Below are 14,203 nucleotides of genomic sequence, written 5' to 3'. Positions count from 1 at the left end.
CGGCCGTCCCTCCGCGGTCTCCCCTGTCTCCACCTCGGGGGAGGGCATCCTCGGCCTGCGGGTCAGTCGAGGTCGTCCGGGGTGGGCGCGATTCGGGTGGAGGGGAATTCGGCTCCGAGGGTGGGTTGGACGTGCGGGAGTGGGCTGCCGAGTAGTTCGTTCTCGCGGTTGCGAATCAGCCAGGGTGGGCAGGTGTGGGCCGATTCGGGGGTGGTCGGGCGGGTGTCCGGAGCGAACATGCCCGGGGGCATGGCGGTGCTGGGAGATTCGGGGCGAACCTGTGGTGTGACGGGGCGGGGCTGGGTGGTCGGCTCGGGCACGGTCGGGCCGCGGAAGCTGCGGGCGAGGTCGGGGAAGGGGTTGGGGGAGTAGCGGTTCGATGGTGAGCCGGTGGGGGAGGCGGGGTGCCCTGCCGGGGCGGGATCGTCGGTTGGCGTCGTCGAGGTCGGGAGGGTGGCCGTGGGGTGGGTGCCGGTGGTGGTCGATGGTGTGGGCGAGCGGTGATCGGGATCGGTGTCCGGTCGCCACCGATCCGTGCCGGGGTCGGTCGCGCTTCGATGGAGCGCGTCCGGGTCGTCGGCAGTGGCTTGATCCTGGGGGATGCGCTGTGCGAATGGGGAATTGGTCGCCGAGGCGGTCTCCTCGCCTGCCTGCGGGCGGTGGGTGTCGGGGTCTGCCGGGTTGCGCCACGCGTCCAGGTCAGGCGTGGACCCTGGCGTGGTAATGGCTCGCGTATCGGAGGCGGGACTCGGATCCATTGCGCCACTGCTGTTCCCGGAGCCGTCGGCCGCGCCCGGTGCGGTGATCGTGAAGAAGGCGGGGATTCCTGAGCCTGCCGGCGGATAGATCGGGGTGTAGTTGGCGTCCAGGGCCGCGAGGGCGAGCTGGTATTGCTCGTCTCGGTCGGATCGGGCACCGTCGGTCACCGGTGGGGGCACGGTTTTGCGGAGGGCTTCGGCGCCGAAGGCGGCGGCGATCATGCGGTGGCCGGTGCTGTGGGCGATCTCGGCGGTGTCGGTGGCGTCCTGGACGAAGCGGCGGGCAGCGGCCGCGGCGGCGTCGGCGAGGTGGCCGGTCATGCTTTCGGCGAGGGCGGTGTGGCTGGTGGCGTGGAGGGTGGTGACGGCGCCGAAGATGCTGTCGGCGATGGTGACCCAGGTATCGGCGGCGGTGTGCATGTCGCCGGGGTTCATGGCTTGGACGGCGTCGTGGATCTGCTGGTGGGACAACCGGGTGAAGTCTTCGACGTGGTCGATGTAATCGGGGTCGGCGGTGCGGTCGGTGAGGCGGGCCTGGTCGTGTTCGGCGCCCGATTGGCTCAGGCGGGCGCTGCGCCGCAAGGCTTCCGGTTCCATCGGCGTCCCTCCCGTCGTCCGGCTTCCGAGTGCTTGGACGCGGGAGGGCCGGTGCCGGTTCCCTGGGGAAGCGGTCAGCCTTTGCGGGCTTGCAGGGTGTAGCTGAGGGGCAGGCGTTCGGGGTGGTCGATCAGACGCCATTCCCACTGGTCGTCGTGGACCATGCGGCCGGGCAACGGGTTCGAGGGGACGCTGTCGTGTTCGACGAGCTGGGTGAGGGTGAGGTCGGCCTGCAGCAGGGCTTCGACGATCTCGCCGAGGCCGTGGTTCCACTCGTGTGTGATGGTGTTGGCCACCGTGGAATCGGTTTCGACGTAGGTGGTCTCGTCGTTGAACACCATGGGCTCCGCGGTCTCGAAATACGGGTAGCCGATCGTCAGGGCGTCGGTGCGGGTCTCGTCGATCGACCACAGCACCGGGTGGTACTCCCGCAGGAACAGGCGGCCACCGGGCCGCAGCAGCGCGGCCACGGTCGCGGCCCAGCGGCGGATGTCGGGCAGCCAGCACAGCGCGCCGACGCCGGTGTAGACCAGCCCGAACCGCCTCCCGCCGAGCGCGGATACCGCGTCGTAGATATCGGATTCGACGTACTCGATCGGCGTCGCGGCGGCGTCGGCCAGCTTGCGAGCCTCGGCCAGCGAGGCGGGGGAGAAGTCCAGTCCGGTCACGGTCGCGCCCAGCCGGGCCAGTGACAGCGTGTCGGTGCCGATGTGGCATTGCAGGTGCACCGCGTCGACCCCGCGAATGTCGCCGAGCCGTGGCAGATCGAAGCGCACCACATGGCTGAGGAAGGACGGGTCGGTCCGGAAGTCGTCGAAGTGGTAGTCGAGGGAATCGGCGTGCAGCGGGGCCCGATCGTTCCAATTGGCCTGATTGAGGCCGCGATAGTCGCTCATGATCCTCGACTGTGTCACGAACTGTCGTTGCGGGACCGGGGACTTCGCGCGATATCTCGGTGGATACTTGTCCCGAGTGGTGTGGGAGGCGAGATGGGGACGTCGCGGATTCGGCGGGGGCTGGTCGTACTGCTGGCGGTCGCGGGGGTGGCCCTGACCGGCTGCTCGGCGTCGAAAAGCCCTGCCTCGCAGCAGGTGTCGGCACCGGTGACGGACAACCCATGGGTGGTGGCGGGCCAGACCTCGGCCGCCGGGCCCAGCGGACCCCGCTCCGGGGTGCCGGACGCGAACCTCGCCGCCGAGAACGGGGACGGCGGCGCGGTCGACAAACTGGCCCTCAATGCCATCGCGGATATCGCCGACTATTGGAACGGCCAGTACGCCAAGACTTTTCCGGGCGTGTTCAAACCGGTGACCCGGTTCATTTCCTGGGATTCCACCGCCCCGCGCGCCCAGGCCGTCGAATTCTGCCGCGGCAGTACCTTTCAGGAGGTCAACGCCGCCTATTGTAGTGTCGACAAGACCATCGGGTTCGACCGCGGCACCCTGCTGCCGGGCTTGGTGAAGAAGTTCGGCCCGATGGCGGTGGTCATGGTCCTCGCCCACGAGTACGGCCATTCGATCCAGGCGCAGGCCAAGCTGAACGGCTTCTTCACCCCGACCGTGGTCCGTGAACAGCAGGCCGACTGCTTCGCCGGCGTCTTCCTGCGCTCGGTGGCCGAAGGCAATTCGCGCCATTTCACCCTCAATACCACCGACGGCCTCAATGGCGTCCTGGCCGCGGTGATCTCCTTCCGTGACCGCGAGCCGGGCGCGTCCCGGGACGAGCACGGTACGGCGTTCGAGCGGGTCACCGCCGTGCAGATCGGCTACACCGACGGCGCGACCGCGTGCAAGGGCATCACCCGCGCCGAACTGAAGCAGCGCCGCGGCACCCTGCCGACGAGCTTCCAGCCGGGCGACAAGGATCGCCAGCTGCCGGTGGACCAGCCGGATCTGGCCTTGGTGGCGCAGTCGCTGACCCGCACCTACCCGATCCAGCCCGCGCCCGTCTTCGACTACGGCGGCATCACCCGCAGCTGCCCGACAGTGACCGTCACCCAGCCTGTTTCGTACTGCCCGGCCACCAATGTGATCGGCACCGACATCCCGAGCCTCGCCAAGCGCGCGGCCACCGGCGACACCGGCGACCTGTTCTCCGCGACCGTCGGCGGCGACTACAACGCCTTCGTCGTCTTCGTCTCGCGCTACATGATCGCCGTCCAGCAGGCCCGCCGGCTCGGCATCTCGGGAGCCGAATCCGCCGGGCTGCGCGCCGCCTGCTTCTCGGGGGCCTACAGCACCGAGCTGAGCCGCCCCGGCAGCGATCTGCAGTTGTCCGCGACCGATCTCGACGCCGCCATCTCCGGACTGCTGATGGACGGTCTGGCCGCGGCCGACGTCAACGGCGCGGTGGTGCCCAGTGGTTTCGTCCGGCTGGAGGCGTTCCGGACCGGCGTCCTCGACGGTGAGGACGCCTGCCTGAAGACCTACAAGTGAGCCCGGTCGGGCTCCGGTGAAACCCGGTCAGGCGCTGGGCAAGTGCGCTTCGAGCCAGTTGACCACGTCGGTGAGCACCTTGTCCTGCTCGGGCTCGTTGTAGATCTCGTGGTAGAGCCCGTCGTAGCGGATGACCGTCTTGTCCTTGGCCGCGGCGTCGCGTTCCACCTTGTCGGTGCCCGTGGGTGAGGCGAGGCCGTCAGCGGTGCCGTGCTGGACCAGCAGCGGCGCGGTCAGGCGATCCAGGTGCGCCTTGACGTACTCCCCGGCGCGCAGCATCTCCCCGGCGGTGCGGGCGGGCACGCCGCCGTGATGCACCAGCGGGTCGTCGTCGTAGGCGCGCACCACCTCGGGGTCGCGGCTGACCAGCGTCGAATCCAGTTTCACGACGGGCACATTCGGCAGGTACTTGGCCACCAGCGGCGCGGCCAGGCGCTGCACGGCATTGCCGGCCTCGATGTCGATCGCGGGGGCGGACAGCACCAGGCCGTCGACCTCGGGCTGGTCGCGGGTGGCGAAGTAGGCGGTGGTGAGCCCGCCCATGCTGTGGCCGATGACGAATTTCGGCAGTCCCGGGTGGCGGCCGGTGGCGGTGGCGAGCATGGTGCGCACATTGTCGGCGGCGGTGTCGAGCGAGCCGATATTGGCGCGGGCGCCCTCGGACTTGCCGTGGCCGGTGTGGTCGAGCGCGTAGACGGCGAACCCGGATTCGGTGAGCCGTTGCGCGACGTGCGCGTATCGCCCGGAATGCTCGGCATACCCGTGCACGATCACCGCCACGGCGCGAGGCTCCCCGTCGGGCAGCCACGCCTGCCAGAACACGCGGCCGCCCGCGCCTTGGAATTCACCGGTCTCCGTGCGGGTCATCGCCGCTCCTTCGAGTCGAGGTCGTCACGTACCTACGAGGGCAAGGGTGCCGGGTCGCGGTTTCGGCCGCCACGGTGTGCGTCCGAAATGTCGCCAACCGGCGGAGCCATTCTCGCTCATCGGCCGCGTGATGGGGCGGGCACCGGTAAGCGCGTGGCGACGGGCATGATCGAGCATCGTCGCCGCCCCGGCTCCGAGGACTGTGGTGCCGGTCAGAAGGCGGCGATGCGGTCGATGAGCAGCCGGTTGAACCGGATCAATCGGGCATAGTTGGCGCGGGAGATGCGTTCGCCGGTGCCGTGGATGCGTTCCAGGTCGGCGGCGGACAGCATGATCGGGGCGAAGTTGCAGCGGGTCCGCGCCAGATCGTCGTAGTAGCGGGAGTCGGTGGCGGCCGGGACCACGCCGACGGTGACGGCCAGCCCCGGCACCACCGCGCGCGCGACATCGGCGACGACGTCGAAATCCGGTCCGGCGCTCGGATCGGCCGACGGCTCGGAGCAGGTGCCGTCGAGTTCGATGGTGACGCCGTTGTCGCGCACCACCTTCCGGCAGTGCGCCAGCACCCCGGCCACCGAATCACCGGGCAGGATACGGAAGTTCACGTACGCCTCGGCCCGCTGCGGGAGCACGTTGGACTTGACCCCGCCGCTGATCACGGTGGGGGCGGTGGTGGTCCGCACCAGCGCCTCGGTCTGCGGCCGGGCGGCCAGCACCCGCGCCGCGATCGGCCCGGCCACATTGACCAGCCCGAGCAGGGTGCGCCGCGGTTCGGTCACGAATTTCCGCACCCGGGTGAGCATGTCGACGGCGACCGGTGTGAGTCGCAGCGGGAACGGGTGGTCCTGGATCCGCGCCACCGCCCGCGCCAGCCGTCCGACCGCGGTCTGCCGCCCCGGCATGGACGAGTGCCCGCCCACGTCGGTGACCGAGAGCCGCACGGTCGCGAACCCCTTCTCGCCCACCATGATCGTGGCTACCGGCACGTCGATGCCCTCGGCGACGCCGACGGTGATCACGCCGCCCTCGTCCACCAGCAGCCGGGCCCGCACCCCCGCGTCCCGCAACCGCCGCGACATCCGCCCCGCGCCCTCGGCCCCGAAGATCTCCTCGTCGTGGCCGAACGCGAGGTAGATGGTCTGCCTCGGTCGAATGCCGTCCCGCAGCGCATGTTCGATCGCCTCGAGAATGGCCATCATCCGGCTCTTGTCGTCGATCGCGCCTCGGCCCCAGATGAATTCGTCGTCCACGACGCCGCCGAACGGAGGATGAGGCCAACCGTCGTGGTCGTCGACCGGCACGACATCCATGTGCGCCAGCAGAATCGCCGCCGCGGCCTCACGCCCGTCGCCGGTCTGCCCCGTGGCCGCCGCGTGCCCGCCATCGGTCGGCTGCCCGGTCGTCGCGTGTTCGCCGTTGGTCGGCCCTCGGGCCGCTCGGGGCTCTCTGATGGTCGATAGCTCACCCGCGGATGACTCCACGCCGGGCACGGGGGTTCCCGCCGCGTCGCCGGTCGCCGGACCGTTCGCGCCGGTGAGGCTCCCGCCCTGCGCGCTGCTGCCTGCCCACCGGTAGAGGCGGCTGTGCCCGAAGCTCTCCCACTCGAGATGAGTGTGGACCAACGGGAAGGACTGTCCGAGATGGTCGAGCAGCCGATCGAATTCGGCCGGGTCGATGCGGCTGTGGTCCTCGTGGGAGACGGTGCGGCAGCGCAGCGCCCCCGCCAGCCGCTCGGCGGTGGCGTCGTCGACGGTGGGCGCGTGGGTCGGGGTGCTGGTCATGGGCTAACCGCCGGTCCGGGGAGGGAAGGTCACGGCCACAGTGGCATTGTTCACCACATCGGCGATCAGGGAGACCGTCTTCTCGTTTCGCCACTTCGGAATCGCCTCGCTGAGGTCGCCGGGCAGGTCCGGGGTGCGGATTCCGGACAGCAGCGGCAGGTGCAGTTGGGCGGCGGTCACGGTGACGGGGGCGTTGGCCGGCTGATGCGCCCACACGTCGTCGACCACGTCGGTGACGCGGATGCCGATGCGATGTCCGGCGGGAATCGGCCAGTCCTGGGCGAGGAGCCGGACCTGCGTGGTCGGGGTGACCGGTGCGATGCCGCGGGTGATCACGGTGGCCCGATTGTCGGGTCCGATGTCGTAGACCTCGACGGTGACGCTGGCCGCGGCGGGACCGTCCAGGGTGAGCGTGGCGGTGGGCGCACCGGACAGCTGCTGATCCTGGGCGAGTGGTGGGGAGACGGTCCATATCTCCCGGTCCGCGCCGGGCAGCAGACCGCGATCGGTATACCGTCCGGTGCGCAGGTCGATGTCGAGGGTGCGGCTGTCGGCCGGCGGCCACGCCGCCTCCGCCCGCCAGCGGCCGTCGAACTGCCCGACCGTGACGCGCGGGCCGGGCACCGTCACATCCTTGCCCGCCACCTGCCGGTCGAAGAAGGCCAGCAGTTCCGAGGAGAACTGTGTGGCACCGCACTTCTCGCTGCAATCGCGGTGCCCCCACTGCCCGAACATGGCCTTGTGCTCGCCGGGGCCGAGCCCGTTCCACAGCTGGAAGACCCGGTCGGCGCGAGTGTTGTAGTCGACGAAACCCTGGCCGAGGAACAGCGGAATGGTGTTGCCGCGCAGCTTCTCCACCAGATCGCGGTCGCGCCAGAACGGCGTGCTCGCGTCGTGGTTGCTGGTGTCGGCCAGATACTGCTGGTAGCAGGCCGGGTCGATGGACGACGCGTTGGCCTTGTACTCGGCCGAGTCATTGGGGTGCGCGGGCGTCGACGCGATCAGCAGGTGCTCGAATCCGGCGATGTCCCCGGGCCGGAAACCTTGTTCACTGATCGGTTTCAGCGAGAACTTCCACGCGATGCCCTGCATGTACAGATACGCGTTGGGGTCGGCGACGACTTCGAACGAGGCCACCGCCGCCAGGCCCGCCGGCTTCTCGGCCAGCCCCATGAGCCCGGTCCACCCCTCGTAGGACACCCCGTACAACCCGACCCGCCCGGTCGACCACGGCTGTGCCGCCGCCCAATCCACCGCGGTCTTCACATCCGAACGTTCACCCGGCCCCCCGAAATCCGGGCACCCGTTGGATCCGCCGAACCCGCGCAGGTCCACGATCACGTAGGTGTATCCGGCGGCCAGGAGCATCGGCACCGGCAGGTCGCCGGTCGAGGGCCCGCCGCCGGGCCGCAACTCGGTCAGCCGCGCCTCATGCGACCGATACGGACTCACCGTCATCACCACCGGCGTCCGCACGTCGTCCCCGAGCCCCACCGGCCGCAGCACGTCCGCGTGCAACCGCGTCCCGTCGGGCGCGGTGATGAACTCCTCCCGCCACTGATACCCCGGACCCGCGCTCGCCTGCCCCGGCGCGACTACCGCCCCTATCACCAACAGCACGCCGACCACCGCGCGCCACACCACCATCCGCATGCTCACCATAGTGACCTTGGTGGTTGTGCGCGCCCCTGACCAGCCCCAGGAACCTGGGTGCACGGTGGCCGGCGGCGTCGGTCATTCAGTGGTGTTGGCCGCGAGTTTCCGGACCAAGAACCGTTCCTGGGCGGCGATCGTATAGACGTGTAGTAGGTATTGTTCTGTAGGCTCCATCGGCGAGGGGCCGACCATTGGCCGCCCTGGATGCGCTGGCCACAGTGGAGATCGAACGGTTCGCAAACTGCTCTTGCATGAGGGGTTTTCGATGAAGCGCAAAACTGGGCGCGACACTCTGTACCACGATCAATCCGCGTGGTGGAAGCTCCAGGAGTTCCTCCCGCCCCGGCTCCGGCTCATGTCCGAAGCGGACCTCCCCACCGAGGATTTCTGGGAATGGGAGAGCAACAATATCCACCTCGATCAATATCTGAATCCCGAGGCCCCGGCGAAAGTGATCCTGCATCACGGCGTCGGCACCAACGGGCGGCAGATGAACCTCATTATCGGTAAACCGCTGGCCGACCAGGGCTGGGAAGTGACCGCTGTCGACAATCTCGGCTACGGCATGACACAGGTCCGCCCCGGCGGCACTTACGGGTATGGCCAGTGGATCCAGATGGTCACCGACTATCTCGCATACGAGAAGTCGCGCGACGATCGCCCGATCGTGCTCTATGGGCTGTCGGCCGGCGGTATGGTCGCCTACCACGTCGCAGCGCACGCACCGCGCGGCGCCGTGCACGGAATCGTCGGCCTGACCTTCCTCGACCAGCGCAATCGGGACGTGTGGATCGCGACCGCGCGCTACAAATTCAGCGCCACGGTGGGCATGAAGGGCGTCGAGGCCCTGGCCCGTTCGCCGATGAAGGGCCTGGAGTTCCCGATGAGCCTCGCCTCGAAGATGAGCGCGCTGTGCAACAACGCGGACGCCATGAAAGTCTTTCTGGCGGACAAGACTTCGGCCGGCAATGCGGCGTCGATGAAATTCCTCGACGATTACCGCACCTATGTCCCGGATATCGAACCCGCCGATTTCGACGTCTGCCCGATCCTGCACACCCAGCCCGCCGAGGATCATTGGACGCCGCTGGAATTGAGCAAACCCGTGCTCGACCCGATCAAGAAGGTTCCGGTGAAGCTGGTGATGCTCGAGAACGCGGGGCACTATCCGCTCGAGGAGCCCGGACTCACCCAGATGGAGGAGGCCGTCGACGCGTTCGTGCGCGACGTCACCGGCACCAACCCCTGAATCACAGAGAGTCGGGTACCCCATGGCGAATGTAGAGGAAACCGCTCCCGAATCGTTGCCGCGCAAGAGTCCCCGGGTGTGGCTGGCCCCGGCGGTCGTGGTGTCGCTGCTGATGGCGCTGCTGGCCACCATGTACCTGGCGTATGTGGTGGATCCGTCGAAGCATCTGCACGACTTTCCCGTCGCGCTGGTCGATCAGGACTCCGGCGATGTGATCGGCGGGCAGCCCACCAATGTCGGCAAGCAGATCAATGACGCACTGGTACAACAGATTCCGGCCGACAAGTTCGATCTGCGGGTACTGGGCATCAGCGAGGCGCAGCAGCAGCTGAACACGGGCAAGGTGTACGGGGCGATCGTGATCCCCAGTGATTTCACCAAGCGGCTGGGCATCTTCGCGGCCGCCAGCGCCGTGCCCGGCGATGTCACCCGCCCGCAGATCACGGTGTTCACCAATCCGCGTACCGGGACCTTCGGATCGCAGGTGATGCAGAACCTCGCGGCGACGGCGCTGAAGCAGGCCAACGACACTGTCGGCCGACAGCTCACCGGCACCGTGAACACCCGGTTGCAGCCCTCCGGCGGCGTGTCCACGTTGCCGGGCCTGAGCAAGCTCATGCTGGCCGCGCCGATCGAGGTGACGGTCACGCCGTTCCATCCGCTGCCGGGCGGCACCGGCGGCGGTCTGACCGCCTTCTTCTACACCGTGATGATCCTGCTGGCGGGCTTCACGGGCGCCATGGTGATCAATGGAATGGTCGACGCCGCACTGGGTTTCGCGCCCACCGAGTTCGGACCCTGGTATGTGCACAATCCCTCCGTGCCGATCTCCCGTTTGCGCACGCTGTTCCTCAAATGGGCGGTCATGGCCGGTGTCGCGCCCGTGGTGGCGGGCATCTACATGGGGGTCGGTCAGTGGCTGGGCATGCCCATGGACCGGCCGCTGCTGCTGTTCCTCTACAGCACCTTCGCGATCATCGCGGTCGGCGTCACCGCGTTGTCGATCGTGTCCGCGCTGGGCACCATGGGCCTGCTGGTGAACCTGGTGCTGTTCATCGTGCTCGGCCTGCCCTCCTCCGGCGGCACGGTGCCGATCGAGGCGATCCCGAGGCCGATGGCCTGGCTGGCCGCATTCGAGCCGATGCACCAGGTGTACCTCGGTGTGCGCGCCATCCTCTATTTCAACGGCGACGGCTCGGCGGGATTGAGTCACGCGTGCTGGAAGACCTTGTTCGGATTGCTGATCGGTCTGCTGGTGGGCCTGATCGTGACCGGCTACTACGACCGCAAACAACTGGATCGCGCACCCGCTGCGACCCGATAGCGCTCAGGCGGGTTGCAGCTGGCGGAAAGCGCACGGGCCGATGTCCTTCCAGCACAGTATCGGCTGCGAGAAGCTCGACATCTCGAGATAGCCCAGGCGCTGGGCGATCTCGGCGACCGGCAGGCTCACCGCGACGAGCATCTCCTCGGCCGGTCGACGGTTCCCGGGGTTGGAATCAGCGACAGGAAAAGGGTGTTCCGCCACGGCGCCGGTTGGTTCGATGCGGACGTGGTTGTAGCCGGGATCGTGCTGTGGGGTTGTTCAGGGTTCGGGTTCGATGAGTGGTGAGGGCGTCGCCGATATCGATACGCGGGTGGTGCGGCTACGGGAATTGACCTGGCAGGTGTTCGTGCCGACCGCGGTGTTCGGGATGGGTGGCGGAGCGGCCGCCCCGATGTATCCGCTGCGCGCGCTCGAACTGGGCGCGAGCGCCGGGGCGGCGGGAATCGTGGTGGCGCTCTCGGGGTTCGGGCAGCTGCTCGCGGATCTGCCCGCGGGACAGCTCATCGCCCGGGTCGGTGAGCGGCGGGCGGTCGCCGCGGCGTCGGCAGGCGGCGCGGCCGGTGTGGTGCTGGCCATCGTCGCGCCGAATCTGGGGTGGCTGGCCGCGGGGATGCTGCTCACCGGAGCGGCCTCGGCGCTGTGGGGGCTGGCGCGGCAGACCTATCTGGTGGCCGTCGTGCCCGAGAGCGACCGCGGGCGGGCCCTGTCCCTGCTGGCGGGCTCACAGCGGTTCGGGGTGTTCGCCGGGCCCTTGATCGGCGCGGGCGCGACGCACACGCTCGGGGTGACCGGCGCGATGTGGCTGCAACTGGCGGCGATCCTCGTCGGCGGGACGCTGATGATGTCGGTGCGCGATATCGACGAGGGACCCGAGCAGATCCGGCGCGGGCTGCGGGCGGTGGTGACCGAAAACCGCCGTGTGCTGGGCACACTCGGGTTCGGAGCGCTGGCGACCGGCGCGGCGCGGGCGGCTCGCGTGGCGCTGCTGCCGCTGTGGGCGGCTCACATCGGAATGAGCGCCCCGGTCATCGGGCTGATCTTCGGGGTCGCCGGAGCGGTCGACGTCCTGCTGTCCTATCCGTCCGGCATCTGGCTGGACCGGTACGGGCGGCGCGCGACCGGGACACCCTCGCTGCTGCTGTTCGCGCTCGGCTACACCGCGCTGCCCCTGGCCACGACGGCCTCCGGATTGTGTGTGATCGCCGTGATCCTGGGCATCGCCAACGGTCTCGGCAACGGTCTGATCATGACCGTCGGCTCCGATGTCGCCCCACCGTCATCGCGGGCCGAATTCCTCGGCGCCTGGCGGCTGACCCACGACCTCGGCATGTTCGCGGGCCCGATCGCGGTCGGAATCATCGGCGCGGCAGCCACACTCGGTTCCGCCGGGGTCGCGCTGGGAGCGGTGGCGACCGCGGGTGCGGTCGCCATCCGCCGCTGGTTCCCGGCGCGGGTGACGGTCAGATCGGGCGCAGATTGATCATCGTGCGCAGGCGGGCGCGGTCGCGTTCGAGGCGGCGGGCCTCGTAGGCGATGGGGAAGTAGCGGACGCGCTCGGGCAGTTTCGGGACGGTGCGGCCGATGGCCCAGCCCAGGAGTCGCAGGGCGCGTTCGTCATTGGCGGTCCACTCCAGGCCGAGCTTCTCGCGAATGCTGGCGGGGGTGGTGCCGACGGTGAAGAAGTACTGGAGGCGGCCCACCGGAGTGGTCACCGCGCGCCAGACCGGGTGCAGGGGCGCGGGGATCTGCTTGGGCGGCGCGATCTTACGAATCACCTTCAGGTAGTCGTAGGCGACATTCGTTGTGGTCAGGTGGTTCTCGACCTGATCCCAGAACCAGGGCTCCCACTCGGCGTAGGAGGCCGGGATTTCCTTGGGGGCCACCGAGAAATTGCGCATGAGCTGCACCGTTTCCTGGTAGTACGCCTCCTTGTCGGCGTCGGTGAGCTTCTCGCGTGAGAAGTACTTGTTGCCCTCGGTGAACGCGAAGACGCCGGTGTGCAGGACCCACGCCCACGGGGCCGAGGCCAGCGCCTTGTGTTTGACGCCCGCGGCGTCGGTGGTGTTGAGGGTGGCGTGCATGGCGCGCAGGCGGTCGGCTTCGGCGAGGGCCTCGTCGCCCCCGTAGACCCACATCATGACCGAGGCGATGCTGCGCAGGGCGCGGCCCATGGGGTCGGTGCGGAAGGTGGAGTGCTCGTCCACCACCGCGGCGATCGTCGGCTCCATGGTCTGGAGCAGGAAGGCCGAGCCGGCGGTGAGGGAGAAGGTGAGCAGACCGACGTCGTCCCACATGCGGCTACCGGGTTCGAACGGGCGGCGGTCGGGGCGGGCTGCTCCGGATCCCTCGGCGAGCGCGACGGCGGCGGTCATGGTGGATCTCCTTTGATCGACCGTTCCTGACGGCTGTCACCCGCCGACAGGATGAGAGAGTTACTACCGGATCTTCTCATCATGTCGGTGGAGTGGCAACCGTCACGATCGAACGGGATACGATCGATTCCGGCCCGGGCCTCGGTTCGAAGCCATGAAGGACGATGCGATACCCGAATATCCCTACTGACGAATCCCCGCGTTAGGAGCGAGATGACCGAGGTGAGCGAGGACTTCCGGTTGTCCGGACCCGGCGACCGCACCCGATCGACGGTGTCCGAAGGCAGGCCGAACGGCTGAGCCCGTCGTGGACCCGATGCCGAGAACGGCTGCGGCGGTGATCGACACCGCCGCCGGTTGGTTGCGCGGCACGTCCTGGGGCCGGACCGCCTGGCGGGTGGTCCAGGGCCTGTTCGAGATCGAGCTCGTCGATCGCTCGCTGGCGTTGTCCGCGCAGATCTTCACGTCGGTATTGCCGGTCATCATGGCGGCAACGGCCCTGAGTGGCTGGCATTCCGCGTCCGGCGCGATCCGTTTCCAGTTCGGGTTCGATCTCGCGGCGCTGCCCGTCGGTGACGCGGCGCAGGTGTCGGATTCGTCGCTGGCCGCGTTCGGCGTGGTCGGCCTGCTGATGGTCGTATTCAGCGGCACGTCGTTCGCCCGCGCGCTCGGACGTGTCTACGGGGCGGTGTGGCAGGTGAATTCGATCGGTCCACGGGATGCGTGGCGGTGGTTCGCGGCACTGTTCGCGGTCGCCTTGGCGGTCGCGCTGGTCGGGCAGACCCAGAACCTCGCGCGCGTCAGCTATGTCGGGTGGCCGCTCGTGCTGGCCGGCGAGGTCGTCATCTGGACGTTGGTGTGGGCGTTCACGCCGTTCCTGCTCACGAAGGGTGCGTTGACCGGGCGCGTGGCCTGGGCGACCGGGCTGCTGACCGCGACCGGGTTGACCGTCGTGCATCTGGCCGGGCGGGTCGTGCTGCCGAGAATCACGGCCAACGCCCAGCGGCACTTCGGGCCCCTGGGGCTCGCTTTCACTTCTGTCAGTTGGCTTTTCGTGATGTCGGTGGTGATCGTGGGCGCTGCCGCGATCATCAGGGCTTTCGCCTTGGACGAGACCGTGATCGGACGTTTTCTGCACGGCCCGAATTGACCATCGCACGA

General features: G+C 68.7%; 12 protein-coding genes. 5 read left to right on the top strand and 7 right to left on the bottom strand.

Annotated features, from left to right (window positions below):
• Positions 1 to 62 precede the first annotated feature (62 nt).
• Entirely contained in the window at positions 63 to 1,355 is a 1,293-nt protein-coding gene (locus tag ACQPYY_RS24615; RefSeq protein ID WP_433591157.1) for a hypothetical protein, read from the bottom strand.
• A 74-nt stretch (positions 1,356 to 1,429) separates the two neighbouring features.
• Positions 1,430 to 2,254 (bottom strand): class I SAM-dependent methyltransferase, encoded by an 825-nt coding sequence (locus tag ACQPYY_RS24610; protein ID WP_433594722.1) that lies wholly within the window; start codon positions 2,252 to 2,254, stop codon positions 1,430 to 1,432.
• 90 nt (positions 2,255 to 2,344) lie between these two features.
• On the opposite strand from ACQPYY_RS24610, the gene ACQPYY_RS24605 reads away from it, so the two are divergent.
• Positions 2,345 to 3,790, top strand: a complete 1,446-nt coding sequence (locus ACQPYY_RS24605; protein ID WP_433591156.1) for a metallopeptidase — start codon at positions 2,345 to 2,347, stop codon at positions 3,788 to 3,790.
• 27 nt (positions 3,791 to 3,817) lie between these two features.
• Here ACQPYY_RS24605 and ACQPYY_RS24600 read toward each other — a convergent pair whose 3' ends face one another.
• The 3 genes from ACQPYY_RS24600 to ACQPYY_RS24590 form a co-directional block, all read right to left on the bottom strand.
• Complete coding sequence (locus ACQPYY_RS24600; protein WP_433591155.1) at positions 3,818 to 4,657, bottom strand: alpha/beta hydrolase; 840 nt, start codon at positions 4,655 to 4,657, stop codon at positions 3,818 to 3,820.
• A 212-nt stretch (positions 4,658 to 4,869) separates the two neighbouring features.
• Entirely contained in the window at positions 4,870 to 6,438 is a 1,569-nt protein-coding gene (locus ACQPYY_RS24595) for a M20/M25/M40 family metallo-hydrolase (RefSeq protein WP_433591154.1), read from the bottom strand.
• A 3-nt stretch (positions 6,439 to 6,441) separates the two neighbouring features.
• On the bottom strand, positions 6,442 to 8,100 hold the full coding sequence (locus tag ACQPYY_RS24590; protein ID WP_433591153.1) for a CocE/NonD family hydrolase: 1,659 nt from the start codon (positions 8,098 to 8,100) through the stop codon (positions 6,442 to 6,444).
• Positions 8,101 to 8,449: 349 nt separating this feature from the next.
• Between ACQPYY_RS24590 and ACQPYY_RS24585 the strand changes: the two genes are divergently transcribed.
• Both ACQPYY_RS24585 and ACQPYY_RS24580 read left to right on the top strand, forming a co-directional pair.
• Positions 8,450 to 9,343, top strand: a complete 894-nt coding sequence (locus tag ACQPYY_RS24585) for an alpha/beta hydrolase (RefSeq protein WP_433594721.1) — start codon at positions 8,450 to 8,452, stop codon at positions 9,341 to 9,343.
• 22 nt (positions 9,344 to 9,365) lie between these two features.
• A complete protein-coding gene (locus ACQPYY_RS24580; protein ID WP_433591152.1) occupies positions 9,366 to 10,667 on the top strand; it encodes a YhgE/Pip domain-containing protein in 1,302 nt (433 codons plus the stop codon).
• 3 nt (positions 10,668 to 10,670) lie between these two features.
• On the opposite strand, the gene ACQPYY_RS24575 is transcribed toward ACQPYY_RS24580, so the two are convergent.
• On the bottom strand, positions 10,671 to 10,808 hold the full coding sequence (locus tag ACQPYY_RS24575; RefSeq protein WP_433591151.1) for a hypothetical protein: 138 nt from the start codon (positions 10,806 to 10,808) through the stop codon (positions 10,671 to 10,673).
• Between the two features lie 136 nt (positions 10,809 to 10,944).
• Between ACQPYY_RS24575 and ACQPYY_RS24570 the strand changes: the two genes are divergently transcribed.
• Positions 10,945 to 12,150 (top strand): MFS transporter, encoded by a 1,206-nt coding sequence (locus ACQPYY_RS24570; protein WP_433591150.1) that lies wholly within the window; start codon positions 10,945 to 10,947, stop codon positions 12,148 to 12,150.
• Here the strand turns inward: ACQPYY_RS24570 and ACQPYY_RS24565 are convergent.
• Positions 12,131 to 13,042, bottom strand: a complete 912-nt coding sequence (locus tag ACQPYY_RS24565) for an oxygenase MpaB family protein (RefSeq protein WP_433591149.1) — start codon at positions 13,040 to 13,042, stop codon at positions 12,131 to 12,133. The two genes, ACQPYY_RS24570 and ACQPYY_RS24565, sit on opposite strands and share 20 nt — an antisense overlap.
• Positions 13,043 to 13,358: 316 nt before the next feature.
• Here ACQPYY_RS24565 and ACQPYY_RS24560 point away from each other — a divergent pair, with 316 nt between their 5' ends.
• Positions 13,359 to 14,192: a hypothetical protein gene (locus ACQPYY_RS24560; protein ID WP_433591148.1), complete on the top strand. Its 834-nt coding sequence runs from the start codon at positions 13,359 to 13,361 to the stop codon at positions 14,190 to 14,192.
• Positions 14,193 to 14,203: the final 11 nt, after the last annotated feature.

It is taken from the genome of Nocardia sp. CA-145437 (assembly GCF_050956485.1).
Taxonomy (GTDB): Bacteria; Actinomycetota; Actinomycetes; order Mycobacteriales; family Mycobacteriaceae; genus Nocardia.
The sequence above is the reverse complement of the archived record's forward strand: the minus strand, read 5'-3'. Positions and strand labels throughout refer to the sequence as shown.